The following is a 23,163-nucleotide window of genomic DNA, read 5'->3' on the forward strand; positions in this document are numbered from 1 at the left end:
CTGGAGCGAGCTGTGGGCGACACGCGGCGCCTGCGCGCTGTGGGCGGCTCGGGCCAGGCCTGCGCGGCCCCCGGCTACCCTGGCGCCGTGCAGCGCCCACCCGTCCTCGCCCTCGCCGCGCTGCTGTGCGCGGGGCTCGTCGCCTGCACCCCGACCCCGGCGCCGCCGCCGTCGACGAGCCCGACCGCGAGCGCGTCCCCGTCGCCCGACGAGACGCTGCTCGCGACCGACACGGACCACGCGAGCGCCGTGGGCACGCTCGCGCCCGACTTCCCCCGCGAGCTCGTGCCCGTCCCCGAGGGCGCCGAGGTCCTCGTCTCGGCCGCGGAGCCCACGGCCGACGGCCTGCTGCGGATCAGCCTCAACCTCCGCACCGAGCAGGACGCCGCGGCGCTGCTCGACGCCGTCCGGGGCCCGCTCGTCGCGGCGGGGTTCACCGAGTCGGCCCCGCCCGTGCCCGAGGCGGGGCTCGCCGCCCAGGCGACCTTCTCGCGCGCCGACGGCGACGAGCTGCTCGTCGTGGGCGTCCTCGACCGGGACGGCACGCGCACCATGACGCTCGGCGGCACCGTCGCCCGACCTGCCCCCTAGGCCCCGGCCCGCCCCCTAGGGTGGTGCCGTGCCCCCGGAGACGCTCGCCCTCGTGGACCGTGAGAACCTGCGCGCCGGTGTCGACGCCGCGCTCGCACGGCACGTCTCCCGCCTGAGCGGCACGGTGTCCGCGGTGAGCCCCGACGCCGCTCCCCTGGTCGACGCGGTCCAGCGCATGCTCGCGGGCGGCAAGCGTCTGCGCGCCGCCTTCTGCTACTGGTCCTGGCGCGCGCACGGCGGCCAGCCCGGCGGCGACGCCGAGCGGGCCGTCCTGCGCGCCGGTGCCGCGCTCGAGCTGTTCCAGGCGGCGGCGCTCTTCCACGACGACGTCATGGACGACTCGTCGACGCGCCGCGGCCTGCCGACCGCCCACCTCGTGTTCGCCGAGCGGCACGCGTCGCAGGGGTACCGCGGGGCGGCCCGTCGCTTCGGCGACGGAGCCGCGATCCTGCTCGGCGACCTGGCGCTCGTGGCCAGCGAGGAGGAGATGGCGGCCGCCCTGGCGACGGTCGAGCCGGGGGCGGCGCGCGCCGCCCGCGAGGTCTTCGACCTCATGCGCACCGAGGTCACCGTCGGTCAGTACCTCGACCTCCTGGCGCAGGCGATGCCGTGGGGTGACCCGTCCGCCGACGAGCGGCGCGCGCGCGACGTCGTGCGTGCCAAGTCCGCGCGCTACAGCGTCGAGCACCCGCTCACGCTCGGCGCGGCGCTCGCGGGAGCCGACGAGACGGCGCTGGCGGGCTGCCGCGAGGTGGGTCTGCCCCTGGGCGAGGCGTTCCAGCTGCGGGACGACCTGCTCGGGGTGCTCGGCGACCCCGGCACGACCGGCAAGCCGGCCGGGGACGACCTGCGCGAGGGCAAGCGCACCGTGCTCGTCGCGCGGGCCCTCGCGCGCGCGGACGCCGCCGGGGACCGGGCCGCGGTCGACGCGCTCACCCGCGGCGTCGGCGACCCGTCGCTCGACGAGCAGGGCGTCGCGCGGCTCACCGAGGTCCTCGTGGGCACCGGTGCGGTGGCCGAGGTCGAGCAGCTGATCGCGGACCTGACGGGCCGGGCGTTCGCCGCGATCGACGCCCGCGGGTGGCCGGAGCCGGCACGCGAGGCGCTCACGGCGCTGGCCCGCGCGGCCGTCGAGCGCTCCGCCTGACGGCGCCGGGGCGCGGCCGGACGGCGACGACGGCCGGGGCGGACCCCGCGTCGCGCTAGAGCAGCGCCTGCGCGACGCGCCGCACCTCGGTCTTGCGCCCCGCACGCAGGGCCGCGATCGGGCTCGTCCCGAGCGCCTCCTCGTGCCGGAAGAGCCACACGACGGCGTCCTCGTCGCTGAAGCCGTCGTCGGCGAGCACCGTCAGGGTGCCCTGGAGCGCGGCGAGGACGGTCCAGGGGCGGTCCTCGGAGGGCCGGTCCGGGGCCGCAGGGTTCGCGAGGTGCCCCGGGACCAGGAAGTCCGCAGGCACGCTCAGCACGCGCGGCGTGCCGCGGCGCACGCCCACGAGCTTGCGCTCCTGGATCAGACGCCGGACCTTGCCCGGGTCGACGCCGAGCCTCTCGGCGACGTCGGGGACGGTCAGCCAGCTGTCGACGAGCTGGTCGGGATCGGTGGTCGAACTCACCCGGTCAGCCTACGGGTCACGCGCAGATCGGCCGCCATCGGGCCCCCGGGGTTTCGCCGGGGCGCGTTGTCGTCTAGCGTCGACTTACGTCACACCTGTCACACCAGCACCATGCGTCACGGACGAGCACGGTCGCGACGGGGCGACGCACGTTCACCACCGCTCGACCGACCGCCTCTGGGGGGGCCATGTCCGCATCTACTCCGCGCACCGTCGTGCGCGCCGCGACCGGCACGGGCGCCACGCTCGCGCTCGCGACCGTCGCGCTCGCCGCCACCGGGACCGCCGGCCACGCCGCCGACTACACCGTGCGCGAGGGCGACACCCTCACCGCGATCGCCAAGCGGTCCGGCACCACGGCGGCGCGCATCGCGGCCGACAACGCGCTGGCCGACCCGTCCCGCATCCGCGCCGGCCAGGTCCTGCGTCTCGCCGGCCCCGCGACCGCACCGGCGGCCCCCGCGACCGCACCTACGGCGACGTCGTACACCGTCCGCGACGGGGACACGGTCTCCAGCATCGCGCAGCGCCACGGCACCACCGTCGCCGCCGTCGTCGCCGCCAACGGCCTCGACTCCCGCGCGTTCATCCGCGCCGGCCAGACCCTCACCGTCCCGGGAGCATCGGCCGCCGCCGCGCCCGCCCCGGCCTCGTCGCCGGGCACCGCGGCCGCCGGCTACACGGTCGTCGCGGGCGACACGGTCTCCAGCATCGCGCAGCGCCACGGCACCACCGTCGCCGCCGTCGTCGCCGCCAACGGCCTCGACTCCCGCGCGTTCATCCGCGCCGGCCAGACCCTCACGCTCCCGGGCGCCTCGCCGGCGTCGGCCCCCGCCGCGACCCCCGCGGCCGCGACGGGCGCCTCCTACACGGTGCGCACGGGCGACACCGTCGCCGCGATCGCCAAGCGCCACGGCACGACGGTCGCCGCCGTCGTCGCCGCCAACGGCCTCGACTCGCGCGCTTTCATCCGCGCCGGCCAGACCCTGACGATCCCCGGCGCCGCGACCGCCCCGGCGGCCGCCGCCACGAGCACCACCTCGAGCGGCACGCAGCTCGTCGGCAACACCTTCGCCGGGCGCACGTACGCGCCGCAGGTCGTCGGCGCAGCCAACGAGAACAAGGCCGCGCTGCTCGCGGCGGGCGTGCCGTCGCGCTCCGCGATGCAGGCGAAGGTCGTCGCGACCGCGCGCGCGATGGGCGTCGACCCCGCGCTCGCGCAGGCGATCGCGTTCCAGGAGTCGGGCTTCGACCAGACGGCCGTCTCACCCGCCAACGCGATCGGCACGATGCAGGTCATCCCGTCGTCCGGCGAGTGGGCGTCGCAGCTCGTCGGCCGACAGCTCAACCTGCTCGACCCCGACGACAACGTGACCGCCGGCGTGGCGATCCTGCGCTCGCTCGTGCGCACGCACGACGACCTGCCCCACGCGATCGCGTCGTACTACCAGGGCTCGAGCTCGGTGAAGCGCAACGGGATGTTCTCCGACACGCGCCGCTACGTCGCGAACGTCCAGACGCTCATGACCCGCTACTCCTGACCGGCCCGGGTTCCCCGTTTCCGGTGACGACCGACCGTAGACTGCCGCGCGTGGGAGCCACCGTCACCGATCCGCTCGTCGGCCGCCTGGTCGACGGGCGGTACGAGATCGTCTCGCGCATCGCGCGTGGCGGGATGGCGACCGTGTACCTCGCGGTCGACCGCCGTCTCGACCGCGAGGTCGCGCTGAAGGTGATGCACGCGCACCTCGCCGAGGGCGCGTCCGGCGGGGCGTTCGTGGCACGGTTCCGGCGTGAGGCGCGCAGCGCCGCACGCCTCACGCACCCGGGCATCGTCGGCGTCTACGACCAGGGCGTCGACGGCGAGACGAGCTACCTGACGATGGAGTACGTCGACGGGTCGACCCTGCGTCGCCGCGTCGCGGAGCAGGGTGCGCTGACCGTCGGCGAGGCGCTGCGCGTCACCGAGTGCGTGCTCGACGCGCTCGCCGCCGCGCACCGCGGCGGGCTCGTGCACCGTGACGTCAAGCCCGAGAACGTCCTCATCGCGTCCGACGAGCGCGTGCGCGTCGCCGACTTCGGCCTCGCGCGCGCCGTCACCGAGGTGACCTCCACGACGACGGGCACCGTGCTCGGGACGGTCGCGTACCTCGCCCCGGAGCTCGTCCAGCACGGTGCGAGCGACGCGCGCACCGACGTGTACGCCGTCGGCGTCATGCTGTTCGAGATGCTCGCCGGCCGGCAGCCGTTCACGGGCGAGACGCCCATCCAGGTCGCCTTCCAGCACGTCAACTCCGAGGTGCCGGCACCGTCGACGCTCGTGCCCTGGCTGCCCTCGGAGGTCGACGAGCTCGTCGCGGCGCTCGCCGCGCACGACCCCGCGGACCGGCCCACCGACGCGGGCGCCGCCCTGCAGCTCGTGCGACGCACCCGCGCTGCGCTCGACGACGACACGCTCGAGCGCCGGGCGGACGTGCGACCCAGCGTCGCCCTGCCGCTGGCGACCGACCCGGGAGAGGACGACACCGACGGACCCGAGCGCGAGGCCGCCGACGACGCCACCGTGGCGGTGCCCGTCGGCAACCACGAGCGCGGCCGCACCGTCGCGCTGCCCATCGGCCTCGGCGTGCTCGACGCGCCCGCCCCAGCGGCGCCGGCCGCGCGCCGTCGCCGCTGGCCGCTGCTCGCCGCCGTCGTCGGCCTGCTCGTGCTGCTCGGCGGCGGCACCTGGTGGTACCTCGAGGTCGGCCCCGGCGCGTACACGCAGGTGCCGCCCGTCGTCGGCGCGACCGCGGACGACGCGGTCGCCGAGCTGGACGCCGCGGGCCTCGAGCACGCGCGGTCCGACGCCTTCGACCCCGAGGTCCCCGCCGGCGCGGTCGTCTCGACCGACCCCGGCCCCGGCGAGCGGGTCCGCAAGGACGGCGTCGTGGCCTTCACGGTGTCGCGTGGTCCAGACCTGGTCGCCGTGCCGGACGGGGTGGTCGGCGCCATGCAGTCCGACGCGCAGGCCGCGCTCGAGGCCGCCGACCTCGTCGTCGACTACGGCCCGGCGGTGCACGACGACGACGCGCCGAAGGGCGCCGTGCTCAGCGCCGCCCTGCCGGACGGCGCGCCCGCCGAGCCGGGCGCCCAGGTCGAGCGCGGCGCGACGGTGGTCCTCGTGCTGTCGGACGGGCCCGCCCCGGTCTCGGTCACGTCGGTCGTCAACATCACCGTCGAGCAGGCGCAGGAGCAGCTGGCGCCCGACGCCCTGACGGTCGAGGTCGCCGAGGAGGTCTTCCACGACTCCGTCCCGGCCGGCCGGATCGTCGAGCAGTCCCCCGCGCCCGGTGCGACGGCGCACCGGGGGGACGTCGTGAAGGTCAAGGTCTCCAAGGGACCCGAGACCGTCGCGATGCCGAACCTCACCGGCAAGCAGTTCGACAAGGCGAAGGCCGAGCTCGAGGCGCTCGGCCTCACCGCGAAGCGCGAGAACGTGCTCGGCGGCCTGTTCGGCACGGTGCGCTCGCAGAGCGTGCCCACGGGCGACCAGGTGCGCAAGGGCACCGAGATCACACTGACCGTCGTCTGAGCAGCACGCTCCAGGTGCCCTGAGCGCCCGGTGCGCCCTGCCCGTACGCCGGTCGCGCCCCGCCTGCGCCGTCCCGGGGGGTCCCGTCGCCCCCGGGCGATGGACGAAGCCCCGCCCGCGACCGCGCGGGGCGGTCGGGGACGGGGCTTCGTCCGCGGCGTGGTCAGGCGCGGCGCAGCAGCTCCACGACCTGGAACGCCATCTCGAGCGACTGCTGGTGGTTCAGGCGCGGGTCGACCAGCGTCTCGTACCGGCGGGCCAGACCCTCGTCGTCGATCTCCTCGGTCCCGCCGAGCACCTCGGTCACGTCGTCACCGGTGAGCTCGACGTGCAGACCGCCCGGGACAGTGCCCAGCGCACGGTGCACCTCGAAGAAGCCGGCGACCTCGTCCATCACGTCACCGAACCGACGGGTCTTGTAGCCCGTCGCGGACGTGATGCCGTTGCCGTGCATCGGGTCGCAGACCCACGTCACGGGGCGACCGTCGGCGGTGACCTTCTCGACGAGCGCGGGCAGCAGGTCACGGACCTTGCCCGCACCCATGCGGGTGACGAACGTCAGACGTCCCGGCTCCCCCGTCGGGTTGAGCTTGTCGATGAGCGCGATCGCGTCGTCACCCGTCGACGTGGGCCCGAGCTTCACGCCCAGCGGGTTCTGCACGCGTGAGAAGAAGTCGACGTGCGCCGCGTCGAGCTGTCGCGTCCGCTCGCCGATCCACACGAAGTGCGCCGAGCAGTCGTACGGCAGACCGGTGCGCGAGTCGATGCGCGTGAGCGGACGCTCGTAGTCGAGCAGCAGCCCCTCGTGGGCCGAGAAGAAGTCGACCGTGCGCAGCGCCTCGAAGTCGGCCCCGCACGCCGCCATGAAGCGGATGGCGCGGTCGATCTCGGCGGCGATCTCCTCGTACCGCGAGTAGGCCGGGTTGGCCGTGAAGCCCCGGTTCCACTCGTGCACGCGCAGCAGGGACGCGAAGCCCCCCGTCGTGAACGCCCGGATGAGGTTCAGCGTCGAGGCGGACGTGTGGTACGCCTCGAGCAGCCGCTGCGGGTCCGGCGTGCGCGCCTCGGGCGTGAAGTCGAACCCGTTGATGATGTCGCCGCGGAACGCGGGCAGCGTGACGCCGTCGCGCTCCTCGACGTCCGACGACCGGGGCTTGGCGTACTGCCCCGCCATGCGGCCCATCTTCACGACCGGCAGGCTCGCGCCGTAGGTCAGGACGACCGCCATCTGGAGGATCGTCTTGATCTTGTTGCGGATGTTGTCGGCCGTCGCCTCGGCGAAGGTCTCGGCGCAGTCACCGCCCTGCAGCACGAACGCCTCGCCCCGCTGGGCGGCCGCGAGCTGCGCCCGCAGCGCGTCCGCCTCGCCGGCGAACACGAGCGGGGGCAGGGTCGCGAGCCGGTCCCGGACGCGACGCACCTGCGCCGCGTCCGGCCACTGCGGCTGCTGACCCGCGGGCAGCTGCTCCCACGCGTCGAGCCCCGCGACGACCTGCGGGTCCGGCTCGACGCTCATCAGTGGTTCGCCCGCACGAGCGGCTGGCCGATGTCGGCGAGGAGCTCGCCGAACCAGCCCTGCGTGACGTCGAACGCCTTGCCACCGGCGATGCGCGGGAACTCGATGGCGCGCAGGCGGTCGCCGTTCTCCTCGTCGTGGCCGATGACGCCGGACTCGCCGCGCAGCGCGCACTCGACGGCCAGGTCGGTCATCGACTTGATGAGGCGCAGGTCCTCGGCGTTCGCGGCAGCGGCGCGCGAGTAGTAGCCCGACTTCTGGACCATGACCTTCTCGGCGCCGAGCTTCTCCGCGAACTGCTTCGCGAACCACTGGCCCGGGTTGATCGTGTCGAGCTTGACGTGGCCGAACGGGTCGCGCTGCACGGTCTCGCCGGCGGCCTCGAGCTGCTCGACGATCTCGTGCATGCCGGCACCCTCCGACAGGAAGATGTTGACGTTGCCCTGCTCGTCCATGATCGTGCGGAGGCGCGCGGCCTCGGCGTCGATGTCGAGCGCGAGCTCGGGCAGGAAGACCGCGTGCACGTCCCAGCGCTCGCGCGACAGGCCGATGCCCGGGACCCACTCCTGCTGGTCGAGCCACTTGCGGTACTCGGACGCCGCGGCGGCCGTGAGCCAGCCGCAGTGCCGGCCCATGACCTCGTGCACGATGAGCATGCGCGGGCCCGAGCGGTGCTCGCCGATGATGTTCGCGGCGAAGCCGGCGGCCTCCTCGGCCGCGGTCCACGCGCCGAGCGACTGCCGGATCGGCACGACGTCGTTGTCGATCGTCTTGGGCAGGCCGACGACCGTGAGCTCGTAGTCGTTCTCGTGCAGGTACGCGGCCAGGTCGGCGGCCGTCGTGTTGGTGTCGTCGCCGCCGATGGTGTGCAGCACGTCGACGCCGTCGGCCTTGAGGCGCTCGGCGGCGACCTTCAGCGGGTCCTCGCCCTCGGCGACCAGGCCGCGCTTGACGCAGTCCGCGGCGTTGGTGAGCTTGACGCGCGAGTTGCCGATCGGCGAGCCGCCGAACCGGTGCAGGACGCCGGCCTTGGCGCGGACCTCGGGCGTGATCGTGACGCTCTCGCCCAGCAGCAGGCCGTGGTAGCCGTGCTGGTAGGCGATGATCTCGACGTCGGGGGCGATCTCCGTGTAGCGCTCGATGAGCCCGCCGACGGCGGACGACAGGCAGGGAGCGAAACCGCCGGCGGTCAGGAGGGCGACGCGACGGACCGACATGGGAAACACCTCTCGTTGGTCGAGCACTGACGGGCACGGGCGCACGGCGTGCACCCGGCCGGCGCCCAGCGTGGGGCCCGTGGAGCAGGCACGGCCGGGACCGAGGTCCTCCGGACGGGCCGCGCGGGCGTGCGGGACGGCGCGGGCGCACCGCGGGACGGCACGCGCACGGACCCGGCGCGCGTCCGGGTCCGGGTCATCCTACTGACGTCGGCGCCTCGTCCTCCGGCGGGACCGGAACCTGGACAGCGGGTGCGGGACGGCCGCCCGGCGCGGCCGGCAGACGCTCGGCCTCGGAGCCCGCGGCCGGGTGCCCGGTCGCGATGCGGGCCTTCTGCGTCGCGGCGTACACGTCGACGTACTCCTGGCCCGACAGGCTCATGATCGCGTACATGATCTCGTCGGTGACCGACCGCAGGATGAAGCGGTCGTTCTCCATGCCCCGGTACCGCGAGAAGTCGAGCGGCTCGCCGATGACGATGCCGATGCGCATGACCTTCGGGATGCGTCGTCCCATCGGCTGCGCGACGTCGGTGCCGACCATCGCGACCGGCACGACGGGCGCGCCGGACTCGAGCGCGAGGCGCGCGACGCCGGTCTTGCCGCGGTACAGCCGGCCGTCGGGGCTGCGCGTGCCCTCGGGGTAGATGCCGAACAGCCCGCCCTCCGAGAGACGGCGCAGCCCCGTGCGCAGCGCGGCCTCGCCGGCCTTGCCGCCGCCACGGTCCACGGGGATCGTGCCGACCCCGCGCATGAACCCCGCGGTCATGCGTCCCTTGAGACCGCGACCCGTGAAGTACTCCTGCTTGCCGATGAACACGATCTCCCGGTCGAGCGCGAGCGGCAGGAAGAACGAGTCGATGACGGCCAGGTGGTTGCTCGCCAGGATCGCACCGCCCTCGGCGGGCACGTGCTCGGCGCCGCGCACCCAGGGGCGGTACACCAGCCGCAGCAGCGGCCCGACGAACACCCGCTTCATCAACCAGTAGAACAACGTGTCTCCTCGCTCGCCGTCCGGCGCCGACCGCGGAAGGCCGGAACGTCGGGTCCGACTCTAGAGTGCTCCCATGGACGCACGTCCCGACGACGACGCCGGCGCCGACGACGCGGCCGCCGCGCAGCCCGCTGCGGACGGCGTCACCGGTCCCGGCGACGACCGCTCCCCCGCACCGCCGGACCCGGCCGCCGCACCGCCGCAGCCCACGGACGACGAGGTGTGGGCCTCCCTCGTCGCGCGGCTGAGCGACGTCGACGTGCCCGACGAGCCGCGGGGCGCGCGCGTCGTGCGGTCGGCGGCGCGCGACGAGCCGCGCGACGACCCGGACGCCGACGGCGCGCCCGCCCTGCCGCCCGAGCTCAGCGGCCGGGACTGGGACGGGACGTCGCAGTACGACGCGGCCGAGGCCGACGTCGACGACCTCGAGCACTTCGTCCCGCAGGACCCGGGACCGGTGCTCGGGGGCGATCCGCTGCTCACGCTGGCCTGGACGGCCGCCGCGGGCGTGCCGCTGTTCCTGCTCGTCGTGGTCGTGGCGTGGCGCGACGCGCCGCCGCTGCTCGTGCGCACGGCGGTCGGGCTGTTCGTCGCGGCCGTGGCCGTGCTGGTGTGGCGCATGCCGCACCGCCGCGACCCGTCGGACGACGACGGCGCCGTCGTCTGACCCGGTCGCGGGCGGTGCCGCCGCCCGCTCAGACCCGCGCCAGGTCCGCGGCGCCGACCATGCCGGCGTCGTTGCCCATGTCCGCGAGCACGATCGACGCCTCGGGGCGGTGCCCGCGGGCCGAGAGCTGCTCGGCGAACGCGTTGCGCGCGGGCGCGAGCACCAGGTCCCCGGCCGCGCTGACACCGCCGCCGATGACGAACATCTGCGGGTCGAGCAGGGCCGCGACGCTCGCGGCACCCTCGCCGACCCAGCGTCCGACCTCGCGCAGCAGCTCCACCGCGAGCTCGTCGCCCTCCTGGGCCGCGCGCGTCACGAGCGGACCGGTGATCTTGTCCGCGCGGCCGCCCGCGCGCTCGAGCAGACCCGCCGCACGGTCGGGCTGCGTGATCGCGACCGCCTGCGCGTCGCGCACCAGCGCCGAGCCGGACACGTACTGCTCCCAGCAGCCCTCGTGCCCGCAGCCGCAGTAGTGCCCGCCGGGCACGACGCGCATGTGACCGATCTCGGCCGCCACGCCCCACGCGCCGCGCACGAGCCGCCCGCCGATGACGATCGCCCCGCCCAGGCCCGTGCCGAGCGTCAGCGTGACCATGTCGTCGACGTCACGCGCGACGCCGAAGCGAAACTCGGCCCAGCCGGCCGCGTTCGCGTCGTTCTCCACGACGATGCGCACGTCGGGGTCGCCGATGAGCGCCGCGACCTTGTCGCGCAGCGGGTACTCGCGCCACGCGATGTTCGGCGCGAAGAGCACGCCCGAGCGGTCGGCCGCGACGAAGCCGGCGGCGGCGAGGCCGACGTCCTTGACCTCGTACGACGCGGACAGCTCGCGGTACACGTCCGCGATCGCGGCGTCGATGCTCGCGACGTCGTCCGGGTCGGTGTCGCGCCGGGTCTGGGCCAGGATCGTGCCCTCCTCGTCGACCACGCCCGCCGCGATCTTCGTCCCGCCGATGTCGACCCCGATGGCGTGCATGTCCCTGGTCCGCTCCTGCTTCTCACCCGTGCGCGTCGCTCGCGCAGCGCCCCCACGCTACTGGCACCCGGAGGGTGGCGGGAGCGCGCCCACACCGACCGGCCCCGCCGGGCCGGGCCGGAGGGCCGGGGCGGGTGCGCCGGCGCGCGACACCACCCGCACGGGGGCCGGTGACGAGGGACGGACGTCCCGTATCCTCGTGGCACACTTCGCCCCCCTGCCACTGGAGTCAGCATGGACGAGTCCCACAGCCCTCTCCTCGTCGAGGTCGACGCCTCCGAGAACCTCAACGACCTGCTGGCGGCCCGGGTGAGCTCCACGCCCGACAGGGTGGTCGTCGAGCGCTGGGCCGACGGCACGTGGAGCCCGCTGACGGCCCGCGAGTTCGACGCCGAGATCGTCGCGGCCGCCAAGGGGCTCGTGGCGCGCGGCGTCCGTCCGGGCGACCGCGTCGGCATCATGTCCCGCACGCGCTACGAGTGGTCGCTGCTCGACTGGGCCACCTGGGCCGTCGGTGCCGTGCCGGTGCCGCTGTACGAGACGTCGTCGGCCGAGCAGGTCGCCTGGATCCTCACCGACTCCGACGTGAGCCTGCTGGTCGTCGAGACGCCCGCGCACGCCGCCGTCGTCGCCGAGGTCGCCGACCAGGCCCCGTCGCTGCGCGAGGTGCTCGTGCTCGACGACGGCGCGGTGCGCGAGCTCGTCGCCGGGGGCCGCGAGGTGGACGACGCCGAGGTCGCCCGTCGTCGTTCGCTCGCCGTGCGCGACGACGTCGCCACGATCATCTACACGTCCGGCACGACCGGCCGCCCCAAGGGCGTCGAGCTCACGCACGGCAACTTCTCGGTGCTGACGACCAACGCGGTCGAGAAGCTCAACGTCGTCGTCCAGTCGCCGAACGCGCGCACGCTGCTGTTCATGCCGCTCGCGCACGTGTTCGCGCGGTTCGTGCACGTCCTGACGATCCCCGCGGGGGCGGTGCTGGGGCACTGGCCCGACACCAAGACGCTCGTGGAGGGCATCGGCTCGTTCCGCCCGACCTTCATCCTGTCGGTCCCGCGCGTCTTCGAGAAGGTCTACAACTCGGCCGAGCAGAAGGCCGCGGCGGGCGGCAAGGGCGGCATCTTCCAGCGCGCCGCGAAGACGTCGATCGTCTACTCGCGCGCGCTCGACACGCCCCGCGGGCCCAGCCCGTGGCTGCGGCTGCAGCACAAGGTCGCCGACGTCCTCGTGCTCTCGAAGCTCCGCAAGGTGCTCGGCGGCCAGGTCGAGTGGGCCATCTCGGGCGGCGCACCGCTCGGCGAGCGGCTGGGCCACTTCTACCGCGGCGCCGGGATCCGGGTGCTCGAGGGCTACGGCCTCACCGAGACGACCGCGCCGGCGACCGTCAACCTCCCCGAGCGCACGAAGATCGGCACGGTCGGGCCCGCGCTGCCGGGCACGGCGCTGCGCATCGCCGCCGACGGCGAGGTCGAGATCAAGGGCATCCAGGTGTTCCGCGGGTACCACGACAACCCGCAGGCCACCGCCGAGGCCATGACCGACGGCTGGTTCCGCACGGGCGACCTCGGCACGATCGACGACGAGGGCTTCCTGCGGATCACGGGCCGCAAGAAGGAGATCATCGTCACGGCCGGCGGCAAGAACGTCGCACCCAACGTGCTCGAGGACCGGCTGCGCGGGCACCCGCTCGTCAGCCAGGTCGTCGTGGTCGGCGACCAGCGACCCTTCATCGGCGCCCTCATCACGCTCGACCCCGAGGGCGTGCCCGGCTGGCTGACGGCGCACGGCAAGCCGGCCATGTCGCTCGAGGAGGCGGCGAAGGACCCGGACGTCCTCGCGTCGCTCGACCGCGCGGTCGAGCGGACCAACAAGGCGGTCTCGCGGGCCGAGTCGATCCGCAAGTACCGCATCCTCGACCGCGACCTCACGATCGCCGACGGCTACCTGACGCCCAAGCTGAGCGTCCGTCGCACGGAGGTCCTCAAGGACTTCGCGGCGGACGTCGACGCGCTCTACGCGGAGGAGCACCAGGAGCACTGACCCGCGCGGCCCCGGCCCCGGCGCTCACCCGGCGCCGGGGCCGGCGTGCGTCCGCGCCGCGCCTCCGCGCCGTGCGCCCACGTCCCGCGTCCCGTGCGCAGCGCGCCGCGCGGCGGCGTGTCGGACCCGGTCGGTACCGTCCCGGGCATGTCCACGACCCGACGGCTGCGTCCCGGCGTTCCCGTCGCGTCGGCCCCGCCGCCCGGCGCGCGGCCCGTGCAGCCCGGGCTCGACGAGCTCGGGACACCGCTGCAGGACGTGACGTTCGTCGTCGTCGACCTCGAGACGACGGGCGGTCGCGCCGGCGAGGACGCCATCACCGAGATCGGCGCCGTGAAGGTCCGCGGCGGCGAGGTCCTGGGCGAGTTCCAGACGCTCGTCGACCCGGGTGGACCCGTGCCCCCGTACATCCAGGTGCTCACGGGCATCACGACGTCCATGCTCGTCGGCGCCCCGACGATCGCCGAGGTGCTGCCGAGCTTCCTCGAGTTCGCGCGCGACAGCGTGCTCGTGGCCCACAACGCCCCGTTCGACGTGGGCTTCCTGCGCGCCGCCGCCGCGCGGCTGGAACGACCGTGGCCCGGGTTCCAGGTCGTCGACACCGTGCGGCTCGCACGGCGGGTCGTCCCGCGCGACGAGGCGCCGAACCACAAGCTCGGCACGCTCGCGGCGCTGTTCGGCGCCCAGGTCACGCCCAACCACCGGGCGCTGTCGGACGCGCGCGCGACCGTCGACGTGCTGCACGCGCTGCTCGGGCGTCTGGCGCCGTGGGGCATCACGCACCTCGAGGACCTCGCGACGGCGACCGACCCCGTGCCGGGCGACGTCCGCCGCCGACGCACGCTGGCCGACGGCCTGCCCGACGCCCCCGGCGTGTACCTGTTCCGCGGCCCGGGCGACGAGGTGCTCTACGTGGGTGTCTCGACGACGTCGCTGCGACGCCGCGTGCGCAGCTACTTCACGTCGGCCGAGAAGCGCGGCCGCATGACGGAGATGGTGCGGATCGCCGAACGCGTCGACCCGGTGGTCTGCGCGACGCCGCTCGAGGCGCGCGTGCGCGAGCTGCGCCTCATCGCCGAGCACGCGCCGCGGTACAACCGGCGCTCACGAGCCCCCGAGCGCATGCCGTGGGTCCGCCTCACGGACGAGCCGTTCCCGCGTCTGTCGGTCGTGCGCGACGTCCGGGCGGGCACCGCGCACATCGGGCCCTTCGCGTCGCGCGCGGTCGCCCAGCAGGCCGTGGACGCGCTGCACGCGACGTTCCCGGTGCGGCAGTGCACCGGGCGGCTCCCGGTCGTGCCCGCGCCCGGCGCGAGCGCGTGCGTCCTGGCCGAGGTCGGACGGTGCGGCGCGCCGTGCGTCGGGGGCCAGGACGCCGCGGCCTACCGGCCCGTGGCCGACGCCGTGCGGTCGGCGATGTCGGGCGACCCGCAGGACGTCGTGCGCACGCACGCGGCCCGCATCCGCACGCTCGTGGTGCAGGAGCGGTTCGAGGAGGCCGCCGGCGTGCGGGACCGGCTCACGGCGTACGTCCGGGGCGCCGCCCGTGCGCAGCGGCACGCGACCGCGGCACGCTGCCGCGAGCTCGTCGCGGCGCGCCGCACCGACGACGGCGGGTGGGAGCTCGTCCTGGTCCGCCACGGGCGTCTCGCGGGCACCGCTGTCGTCGACCGCGCGACCGACCCGCGACCGGCCGTCGCGAGCCTGCGCGCGGGCGGCGAGCACGTCCCGGCGCCCGTCGCCCCGGCGACGGCCGCGCACCCCGAGGAGACCGACCTGCTGCTCGCGTGGCTCGAGCAGCAGGGCGTGCGGCTCGTCGAGCTCGACGGCGAGTGGTCCTCCCCCGTGCGCTCCGCGCAGGCCGTGCGGGACGCCGCCACGGCCGTCGCGGTCGCGCTCGTCGCACCCCCCGCACCGCTCGTCGACGACACCCCGCCGGCGCCGGCGCCGGAGCGGCGGCACACGGCATGATGGCTGCCATGCTGACCGCCATCGTCCTCATCGACTGCGACGCCGCACGCATCCCCGAGGTCGCCGCCGCGACCGCCGAGATCGAGGGCGTGAGCGAGGTCTACTCCGTGACCGGCGAGGTCGACCTCATCGCGATGGTGCGGGTCCGGGAGCACGACAGCCTCGCCGACGTCATCGCGGACAAGGTGAGCAAGGTCGAGGGCGTCGTGCGCACCCAGACGTACATCGCGTTCCGCGCCTACTCGCGGCACGACCTCGAGGAGGCGTTCGCCCTCGGCCTGGAGGACTGAGCGCCTGGAGGACTGACGCCGGGGCACCTCCCGGCGTCCCGGGAGGTGCGGCGAACGGCTCAGGACGCCGCGGCCGCCCGCCACCGGGCGAGGACGTCGGCGGTCGCGCCGTCGTCGAGCGCCCGCTCGGCCAGCCCGGCGCCGGCGACGAGCCGCTCGACGAGCGACCCCTGCGCGGTGCCCGGGAGGGTGCCGTCCGCGACGAGCGCGGCGGCGGCGTTGAGGACCACGGTGTCCCGCACGGGCCCGTGCTCACCGGCCACGAGCGCGCGCACGACGTCGGCGTTCTGCGCGGCGGCGCCGCCGCGCAGCTGCTCGACCGTCACGGGCGGCACGCCGACGGCCGCCCACTCGACGACCTCCTCGCGCACGTCGCCGTCGCGCACCTCCCAGAACCGTGTGGCGCCGGTGGCGGCGACCTCGTCGAGCCCGTCGTGCTCGCCGCGGAAGACGAGCGCGGAGCGACCGCGCGCCGCCAGGACGCCGGCGATGAGGCCGGCCATGCGCGCGTCGGCGACGCCGATCGCGCTCGACTGGGGCTGCGCGGGGTTGGTCAGCGGACCCAGGAAGTTGAAGGCGGTCGCGATCCCGAGGTCGCGACGCGTCGCGCCGGCGTGCCGCATCGAGGGGTGGAACGCCCCCGCGAAGCAGAACGTGATCCGCACCTCCGACGCGAGCCGGGCGACCCGGTCGAGCGGCAGGTCGAGCCGGATCCCGAGGGCTTCGAGCACGTCGGCCGACCCCGTCGACGAGGACGCGGCACGGTTGCCGTGCTTGACCACCGTGAGGCCCGCGCCGGCCACGACGAGCGCGGCCATCGTCGAGATGTTCACGGTGTGCAGGCGGTCGCCGCCCGTGCCGACGATGTCGACCGAGCGCCCCGGGACCTCGAAGCGGTGCGCGTGCTCGAGCATCTGGTCGGCCAGGCCCGCGAGCTCGGCGACGGTCTCGCCCTTGGCGCGCAGCGCCACGAGGAACCCCGCGACCTGCGAGGGCGTCGCCTCGCCGCTCATGATGCGGTCCATCGCCCACGCGGCCTGCGCGGAGTCGAGGTCCTCGCCCCGCACGAGCGCGGTGAGCAGGTCGGGCCAGGTCGTCCCGAGCGTCATCGACCGGACGCGCCCGCGTGCACGAGGTCCGCGATCGCGGCGTGCAGCACGACCGGGTCGAACGGGCGGCTCACCACCGCGTCCGCGTTCGACCACGACGCGAGCCACGCGTCCTGCGGGCGCCCCGTCAGCACGACCACGGGCGGGCACGCGTAGACCTCGTCCTTGAGCTGGCGGCACAGCCCGAGCCCGCCGACCTTGTCGGCCTCGCCGTCGAGCACCAGCACGTCGAGCCCGCCGGCCTCGGTCGCCGCGATCGCGGCGTCGGCCGTGGCGACCTCGGTCCACTCGATGTCGGGCTCGCCGCGTCCGAGGCGACGCCCGACCGCGAGCCTGACCTGCTCACGTGCGTCGACGTCGTCGCTGTACAGCAGGATGCGCGGCCCGCGGGCCGCGGGGTCGGCGGTGCTCATGGTGCCCCTCACTCGTCGTCGACGTGCCAGGGGCATCTTGGCACGTCGACGACCTCGTCCGCCGCTCCCGCCGCCGGACGGGTCGCGGGAGCGCACCCGCAGGTCACGAGAAAGTGACGATGTGACATATCCCCGCGACCGAACGTGGGTCGAACGACCCATGCGCGGCGCTCGTCAGCCATAATGACGAGCGTGTCGACCGCAACGGCTGCCTCGCGCCCAGTCCCCCACGTGACCGTCAACCGGCCCAACCCGGTGACGGTCGGCACGATCGTGTGGCTCGCCAGCGAGCTCATGTTCTTCGCCGGCCTCTTCGCCATGTACTTCACGGTGCGTGCGGCGGTCCCCGAGGAGTGGGCCGTCCAGACGGAGAAGCTCAACCTCACGTTCGCGTTCGCCAACACCACGATCCTGGTGCTGTCGTCTGTGACGTGCCAGATGGGCGTGTGGGCCGCCGAGCGGCTGCAGCCCGTCCGCAGCGGGTCGATCGTGCAGTTCTGGCGCTGGGGCATGAACGAGTGGATGACCCTGACGTACGTCATGGGCGCGGTCTTCATCGGCGGCCAGATCTTCGAGTACGCCGAGCTCGTCGAGCACGGCCTGACGATCTCGTCGTCGCCGTACGGCTCGGTGTTCTACCTGGCGACCGGCTTCCACGGCCTCCACGTGGTCGGCGGCCTCATCGCCTTCCTCTTCCTGCTCGGCCGCTCGTTCGCCGCCAAGCGGTTCGGCCACCACGAGGAGACGACCGCGATCGTCACCTCGATCTACTGGCACTTCGTCGACGTCGTGTGGATCGCGCTCTTCGCCATCATCTACCTCGTCCGATGACGCCGGCGGCCGCTCGGCGGCCGCCACCCCGCCCCCTTCCGTACCCCCGACACGCGAGACGAGGACCGATCCGTGAAGGCACTCGCAGCCCGCAGGCACGACCGGCGTGCGCCGGTCGTGCTGCTCCTGCTGGCGCTGCTGCTCACCGGCGCGCTGTACGCCGTCCTGGCACCGACCTCCGCCGACGCCGCCCCCGCGGCGCCGACGGCGGACCAGGTCGAGACCGGTGAGAAGCTGTTCCAGGCCAACTGCGCGACCTGCCACGGGCCCGACGCCACCGGCACCGACGCCGTGCCGTCGCTGGTCGGCGTGGGCGCCGCGGCCGTCGACTTCCAGGTCGGCACGGGCCGCATGCCCATGCAGATGAACGGCCCGCAGGCGCAGGCGAAGCCCGCGCAGTTCGACGAGGAGCAGATCGCCGCCCTCGCCGCGTACGTCGCGTCGCTGGGCCCCGGGCCCGCGGTGCCCTCGGAGAAGCAGGTCGACCCCGCCCTCGGCGACCCCGCCAACGGCATGGCCCTGTTCCGCACCAACTGCGCGATGTGCCACAACGCCGTCGGCGCCGGCGGTGCGCTGTCGCAGGGCAAGTTCGCGCCGAACCTGTGGGAGACGTCGCCGACGCACCTCTACGAGGCCATGGCGACCGGCCCGCAGAACATGCCCGTCTTCAACGACGCGACGCTCACGCCGGACGAGAAGCGCGACATCATCGCGTACCTCGACCTGCAGGGCGACGAGGCACCCGGCGGCATCGGCCTCGGGAGCCTCGGCCCCGTCAGCGAGGGCCTGTGGGCCTGGGTCGTCGGCATGGGTCTGCTCATCGGAGCAGCAGTCTGGATCGGAGCGAGGTCCTCGTGAGCACCACCCACGACCACGGCCACGACGAGCTCGAGCCCCGCGACACCGCGGGCTCCGACCTCGCGCTGCGCCAGGGCGACGACGCGGTCGACAAGTTCGAGAACCCGGGCTTCGGCCCGCACCGCCCGCGCCGCTCGGACGTCGAGCCCGAGGCGAACAAGCGTGCCGAGCGCCAGGTCGTCGCGCTCTTCACGATCTCGATCCTCGGCACGATCGGCTTCGTCGCCGCGTACTTCGCGCTGCCCCCGGGCGAGACCATCGCCTCGATGCGCGTCTCCAACCTCGCGCTCGGGCTCGGGCTCGCGTTCGCGCTCCTCGGCATCGGGCTCGCGGCCGTCCACTGGGCGAAGTCGCTCATGAACGACCACGAGAAGGCCGAGGACCGCCACGCGCAGCGCAGCTCGGACCAGACCCGCGCCGAGGCCGTCGCCGCCCTCAAGGAGGGCGCGCAGGACTCCGCGATCGGACGGCGCGGCGTGCTCAAGGGCGCGCTCGTGTCCTCGCTCGCGCTGTTCCCGCTGACGATCGCCCTGCCGCTGATCGGCGAGGTCGGCGAGGACTGGAACGTCTCGAAGTTCAAGCGCACCATGTGGGCACGGAACAAGAAGCTCACGATCGACCCGACGGGTCGACCCATCAAGGCCTCGGACGTGACGATCGGCTCGGTCGTCCACGTGATCCCCGAGGGCCTGCACGAGACCGAGGCCCCGCTCGACGAGAAGGCCAAGGCCGTCGTCCTGCTGGTGCGGCTCGACCCGCGCGACATCAAGTCCGAGCAGGGCGAGGGCTGGTCGTACGACGGGATCGTCGCGTTCTCCAAGATCTGCACGCACGTCGGCTGCCCCGTGGCGCTCTACGAGCAGCACACGCACCACCTGCTGTGCCCGTGCCACCAGAGCACGTTCGACGTGGCCGACGGCGCCAAGGTCGTCTTCGGTCCCGCCAAGCGGCCGCTGCCCCAGCTGCCGATCACCGTCGACGACGAGGGCTACCTGGTGGCGCAGAGCGACTTCCACGAGCCCATCGGACCGAGCTTCTGGGAGCGGCTGCGATGAGCACCACCACCAGCGCACCGACCGGCGCCGGCAAGGCCGCCGCGAAGACCGCCGACTACCTCGACCAGCGCACCGGCATCGGGACCGCGGTCAAGGAGTTCGCGCGCAAGATCTTCCCCGACCACTGGTCGTTCCTGCTCGGGGAGATCGCGCTCTACAGCTTCGTCACGCTGCTCATCTCGGGCGTGTTCCTCACGATGTTCTTCGTGCCGAGCATGACCGAGGTGCACTACGACGGCCCGTGGCCCGCGATGCAGGGCGTCGAGATGTCGGAGGCGTACGCCTCGACGCTGCGCCTGTCGTTCGAGGTCACCGGCGGTCTGCTCATGCGGCAGATCCACCACTGGGCCGCGCTGATCTTCATGGCGGCGATCGTCACGCACATGATGCGCGTGTTCTTCACGGGCGCGTTCCGCAAGCCCCGCGAGCTCAACTGGGTCGTCGGCTTCGTGCTGCTGATCCTGGGCCTCGCCGCCGGCTTCTCGGGCTACTCGCTCCCCGACGACGTGCTCTCGGGCAACGGCCTGCGCATCACCGACGGCGTCGTGCGGTCGATCCCGATCCTGGGCAGCTACCTGTCGTACTTCATCTTCGGCGGCGAGTTCCCGGGGCACGACATCATCCCGCGCCTGTTCACCGTGCACATCCTGCTCGTGCCCGGTCTGATCCTCGCGCTCATCGGCCTGCACCTGTTCTTCGTCGTGCTGCACAAGCACACGCAGTACCCGGGCTCGGGCCGCACCAACGCGAACGTCGTGGGCTACCCGCTGTTCCCCGTGTACGTCGCGAAGGCCGGCGGCTACTTCTTCATCGTCTTCGGCGTCATCGCGCTCATGGGCGCGACCATGTCGATCAACCCGGTGTGGAACTACGGGCCGTACGACCCGTCCCCCGTGTCCGCGGGCGCACAACCCGACTGGTACATGCTCTTCCTCGAGGGGTCGCTGCGACTCATGCCGGGGCAGACGGAGTACGTGCTGTTCGGGCCCGACGGGTGGACCCTGTCGCTGAACGTCCTCATCCCGGCGGTCGTGGTCCCGGGCGTGCTGTTCACGCTGCTCGCCCTGTACCCGTTCGTCGAGTCGTTCGCGACCGGTGACAAGCGCGAGCACCACGTGCTCGACCGCCCCCGCAACCGGCCCTTCCGGACCGCGTTCGGCGTCTCGCTCCTCACGGCGTTCTTCATCCTGGTGCTCGCGGGGTCGAACGACCTCATCGCGACGCACTTCCACATGTCGATCAACGACATCACGTGGGTGTTCCGGTTCCTGCTGTTCCTCGGGCCGTGGGCGGCGTTCGCCGTCACCAAGCGGATCTGCCTGGGCCTGCAGCGCAAGGACCGCGAGCTGGTGCTGCACGGGCACGAGACCGGTCAGATCGTGCGGTTCGCGTCGGGCGAGTACATCGAGGTGCACAAGCCCCTCGACGCGCACGAGCGGTGGCTCCGCGTGCAGCACGACGCGATCCGCCCCGTCGAGATCGAGCCGGCCGAGGACTCGCGCGGCGTGCGCCGCAAGGGCTACCGGCTGGACCGCATGCGTCAGCGCCTGTCGCAGGTCTTCTACGAGGACCGCGTCGAGCCCGTGACGCCCGCGCAGCTGGCCGCGTCGCACTCGCACGGCGAGCACGACGCGCTCGGCTCCGACCAGGAGAAGGCGCCCGCCCAGCTGCTCGGCGAGTCCGCCCCCACGGGTGGCGGCCGCCGGCTGCGCTCGGAGGATGAGACGACCGCCGACGGGCGGAACAGCTGATCCTGGACGAGAGTTGACCTGAGCGACGACCGTTCGCGGTGTCCGGCCGACGTGGCCGGGCACCGCGACGGCGTTTCCGGGCGGGTGCGAGCACCCGCCACCCGACGCAGGAGAGGTAAGAGATGGCTGACTACACGCTCCCGGATCTGCCGTACGACTACGCGGCGCTCGAGCCGCACATCTCCGGCAGGATCATGGAGCTGCACCACGACAAGCACCACGCCGCGTACGTGACCGGCGCCAACACGGCGCTCGAGAAGCTCGCCGCGGCCCGTGAGTCGGGCGACTTCGCGGCGGTGAACCTGCACGAGAAGAACCTCGCGTTCAACCTCGGTGGGCACGTCAACCACTCGGTGTTCTGGCAGAACCTCTCCCCGGACGGTGGCGACAAGCCGACCGGCGAGCTCGCCGCCGCGATCGACGAGTTCTTCGGGTCGTTCGACGCGTTCCAGAAGCACTTCGCCGCGAACGCGGTCGGCATCCAGGGCTCCGGCTGGTCCATCCTCGGGTGGGACTCGGTGGGCCAGAAGCTCGCGATCTTCCAGCTGTACGACCAGCAGGGCAACATCCCCCTCGGCCTGACGCCGATCGTGGTCCTCGACATGTGGGAGCACGCGTTCTACCTCGACTACGTCAACGTCAAGGCGGACTACGTCAAGGCGTGGTGGAACATCGTGAGCTGGGCCGACGCCGAGAAGCGCTTCACGGCAGCCCGCTCGCAGACGTCCGGGCTGATCGTCCCCTCGCTCTGACGCGCTGACCGTCCCGACGGCCGCTCACCGGCGTGGTGGGCGGCCGTCGTGCTGTCCCGGCGCGGCTGGGTCGGGACAGTCAGGCCTCGGCCAGCGGCCGCACGCCGACGATCCAGGCGGGATCCAGCGGCCCCGCGCACCGCCATCGTCCCGTGGTCGCGCCCGCACGCTCTGCCGTTCCCTGCTCCCTGCGCCGCGTCGCGAGGCCGGCGTCGATCTCGACCGCGACGAGCGCCGTCGTCGCACCCGTGGCGGAACGCTCCCCTGCGGCGACCCGCTCCGCCACGGCGAGGAGGTCGTCCGCGTCGCAGACCGGGATCGTCTCCCCCGGGTCCGACGCGCCGGCCCTCGCCGGCCGCTCGTCGTGCGCGTCGACGTCGACGCGGGCGAGCAGCGCCTCGAGCGCTGCGGCGGGCATGACGTGCCAGACGCGCGCCGGGACCGGCGCCGCCGTCAGCGCCGAGCGCTGCGCCGCGCCCCACCCGCCCGCCTGGTCGACGACGAGGCACAGCTCGTTGCCCTCCGGGTCGCGCAGCACGACGTAGCCGTCGCCCCGCGCGTCGAGCTCGCGGTGACCCGTCGGCACGGCACCGAGGGCGCGGGCACGCGCGAGGGCCCACCGGACGTCCTGCGCCTCGACGTCGAGGTGCAGCCGGTTCTTGTGCGACTGCTTGCCCTCCGGGACCCGCTGGAAGGCGAGACGGACGCCGTCGGTGTCGAGCACGGCCCATCCGTCGTGCACGAGCGTCCACGGGGCGTCCAGCAGCGCGCCCCAGAACGCCGCGAGGCGTGACGGGTCCTGGCAGTCGACGACGAGCTCCTGGATGCGCACGGGGCGAGGCTAGCGAGACCGTCCGACATCGCACCGTCCGACATCGCACCGCACGCCGCGACGACCCCGCTGCGCCCGTGTGGGCGCGCGTCGGAGCAGACGCAGGAGGG

21 protein-coding genes are annotated in these 23,163 nt (G+C 73.9%); 13 read left to right on the forward strand and 8 right to left on the reverse strand.

What is annotated here, in order from left to right; all coding sequences use genetic code 11:
- The first annotated feature begins 87 nt into the window (after positions 1-87).
- Positions 88-591 (forward strand): hypothetical protein, encoded by a 504-nt coding sequence (locus GY42_RS05455; RefSeq protein WP_046530590.1) that lies wholly within the window; start codon positions 88-90, stop codon positions 589-591.
- 28 nt (positions 592-619) lie between these two features.
- Entirely contained in the window at positions 620-1,738 is a 1,119-nt protein-coding gene (locus GY42_RS05460; protein ID WP_046528558.1) for a polyprenyl synthetase family protein, read from the forward strand.
- A gap of 55 nt (positions 1,739-1,793) precedes the next feature.
- Here the strand turns inward: GY42_RS05460 and GY42_RS05465 are convergent, their stop codons facing one another.
- Entirely contained in the window at positions 1,794-2,204 is a 411-nt protein-coding gene (locus GY42_RS05465) for an Rv2175c family DNA-binding protein (RefSeq protein WP_046528559.1), read from the reverse strand.
- 188 nt (positions 2,205-2,392) lie between these two features.
- On the opposite strand from GY42_RS05465, the gene GY42_RS05470 reads away from it, so the two are divergent.
- The gene (locus GY42_RS05470; protein ID WP_052748225.1) at positions 2,393-3,745 is read left to right on the forward strand and encodes a LysM peptidoglycan-binding domain-containing protein; all 1,353 of its coding nucleotides are present in this window, start codon (positions 2,393-2,395) and stop codon (positions 3,743-3,745) included.
- 50 nt (positions 3,746-3,795) lie between these two features.
- Entirely contained in the window at positions 3,796-5,778 is a 1,983-nt protein-coding gene (gene pknB / locus GY42_RS05475) for a Stk1 family PASTA domain-containing Ser/Thr kinase (RefSeq protein ID WP_046528560.1), read from the forward strand.
- 163 nt (positions 5,779-5,941) lie between these two features.
- Here the strand turns inward: pknB and GY42_RS05480 are convergent, their stop codons facing one another.
- From GY42_RS05480 to GY42_RS05490, 3 genes are all read right to left on the reverse strand, one after another.
- Positions 5,942-7,294 carry a class II 3-deoxy-7-phosphoheptulonate synthase gene (locus GY42_RS05480; RefSeq protein ID WP_046528561.1) on the reverse strand — a complete coding sequence of 451 codons (1,353 nt, stop codon included), beginning with the start codon at positions 7,292-7,294 and terminating at the stop codon, positions 5,942-5,944.
- Positions 7,294-8,511 carry a pyrophosphate--fructose-6-phosphate 1-phosphotransferase gene (locus GY42_RS05485; protein WP_046528562.1) on the reverse strand — a complete coding sequence of 406 codons (1,218 nt, stop codon included), beginning with the start codon at positions 8,509-8,511 and terminating at the stop codon, positions 7,294-7,296. The genes GY42_RS05480 and GY42_RS05485 overlap by 1 nt, the downstream gene beginning before the upstream one ends.
- Before the next feature lie 196 nt (positions 8,512-8,707).
- A complete protein-coding gene (locus GY42_RS05490; protein WP_046528563.1) occupies positions 8,708-9,505 on the reverse strand; it encodes a lysophospholipid acyltransferase family protein in 798 nt (265 codons plus the stop codon).
- A gap of 73 nt (positions 9,506-9,578) precedes the next feature.
- Between GY42_RS05490 and GY42_RS18095 the strand changes: the two genes are divergently transcribed.
- Positions 9,579-10,172, forward strand: coding sequence for a hypothetical protein (locus GY42_RS18095; RefSeq protein ID WP_052748226.1), 594 nt, complete (start codon positions 9,579-9,581; stop codon positions 10,170-10,172).
- Positions 10,173-10,200: 28 nt separating this feature from the next.
- Here the strand turns inward: GY42_RS18095 and GY42_RS05500 are convergent, their stop codons facing one another.
- The gene (locus GY42_RS05500) at positions 10,201-11,148 is read right to left on the reverse strand and encodes an ROK family glucokinase (RefSeq protein WP_046528564.1); all 948 of its coding nucleotides are present in this window, start codon (positions 11,146-11,148) and stop codon (positions 10,201-10,203) included.
- A 234-nt stretch (positions 11,149-11,382) separates the two neighbouring features.
- On the opposite strand from GY42_RS05500, the gene GY42_RS05505 reads away from it, so the two are divergent.
- The 3 genes from GY42_RS05505 to GY42_RS05515 all read left to right on the forward strand — a co-directional run bounded on the left by GY42_RS05505 (position 11,383) and on the right by GY42_RS05515 (position 15,452).
- Entirely contained in the window at positions 11,383-13,191 is a 1,809-nt protein-coding gene (locus GY42_RS05505; RefSeq protein WP_046528565.1) for an AMP-dependent synthetase/ligase, read from the forward strand.
- Positions 13,192-13,338: 147 nt separating this feature from the next.
- Positions 13,339-15,162, forward strand: a complete 1,824-nt coding sequence (locus GY42_RS05510) for a DEDD exonuclease domain-containing protein (RefSeq protein ID WP_046530593.1) — start codon at positions 13,339-13,341, stop codon at positions 15,160-15,162.
- 8 nt (positions 15,163-15,170) lie between these two features.
- Entirely contained in the window at positions 15,171-15,452 is a 282-nt protein-coding gene (locus GY42_RS05515; protein ID WP_046528566.1) for an Lrp/AsnC family transcriptional regulator, read from the forward strand.
- A 59-nt stretch (positions 15,453-15,511) separates the two neighbouring features.
- Here GY42_RS05515 and trpD read toward each other — a convergent pair whose 3' ends face one another.
- Positions 15,512-16,561 (reverse strand): anthranilate phosphoribosyltransferase, encoded by a 1,050-nt coding sequence (gene trpD / locus GY42_RS05520; RefSeq protein WP_046528567.1) that lies wholly within the window; start codon positions 16,559-16,561, stop codon positions 15,512-15,514.
- Positions 16,558-16,974 (reverse strand): response regulator, encoded by a 417-nt coding sequence (locus tag GY42_RS05525; RefSeq protein ID WP_046528568.1) that lies wholly within the window; start codon positions 16,972-16,974, stop codon positions 16,558-16,560. The genes trpD and GY42_RS05525 overlap by 4 nt, the downstream gene beginning before the upstream one ends.
- 183 nt (positions 16,975-17,157) lie before the next feature.
- On the opposite strand from GY42_RS05525, the gene ctaE reads away from it, so the two are divergent.
- From ctaE to GY42_RS05550, 5 genes are all read left to right on the forward strand, one after another.
- Complete coding sequence (gene ctaE, locus GY42_RS05530; protein ID WP_046528569.1) at positions 17,158-17,805, forward strand: aa3-type cytochrome oxidase subunit III; 648 nt, start codon at positions 17,158-17,160, stop codon at positions 17,803-17,805.
- 72 nt (positions 17,806-17,877) lie between these two features.
- Positions 17,878-18,663, forward strand: a complete 786-nt coding sequence (gene qcrC / locus GY42_RS05535) for a cytochrome bc1 complex diheme cytochrome c subunit (protein ID WP_046528570.1) — start codon at positions 17,878-17,880, stop codon at positions 18,661-18,663.
- Positions 18,660-19,718, forward strand: a complete 1,059-nt coding sequence (gene qcrA / locus GY42_RS05540) for a cytochrome bc1 complex Rieske iron-sulfur subunit (protein WP_052748227.1) — start codon at positions 18,660-18,662, stop codon at positions 19,716-19,718. The genes qcrC and qcrA overlap by 4 nt, the downstream gene beginning before the upstream one ends.
- A complete protein-coding gene (gene qcrB, locus GY42_RS05545; protein ID WP_046528571.1) occupies positions 19,715-21,469 on the forward strand; it encodes a cytochrome bc1 complex cytochrome b subunit in 1,755 nt (584 codons plus the stop codon). Before qcrA ends, qcrB begins: the two co-directional genes overlap by 4 nt.
- Positions 21,470-21,591: 122 nt before the next feature.
- Positions 21,592-22,221, forward strand: a complete 630-nt coding sequence (locus GY42_RS05550) for a superoxide dismutase (RefSeq protein WP_046528572.1) — start codon at positions 21,592-21,594, stop codon at positions 22,219-22,221.
- Positions 22,222-22,300: 79 nt separating this feature from the next.
- On the opposite strand, the gene GY42_RS19335 is transcribed toward GY42_RS05550, so the two are convergent.
- Positions 22,301-23,053 (reverse strand): VOC family protein, encoded by a 753-nt coding sequence (locus GY42_RS19335; protein WP_160309396.1) that lies wholly within the window; start codon positions 23,051-23,053, stop codon positions 22,301-22,303.
- Between the last annotated feature and the right edge of the window lie 110 nt (positions 23,054-23,163).

The organism is Cellulomonas sp. FA1, assembly GCF_000986825.1.
Classification (GTDB): Bacteria; Actinomycetota; Actinomycetes; order Actinomycetales; family Cellulomonadaceae; genus Cellulomonas; species Cellulomonas iranensis.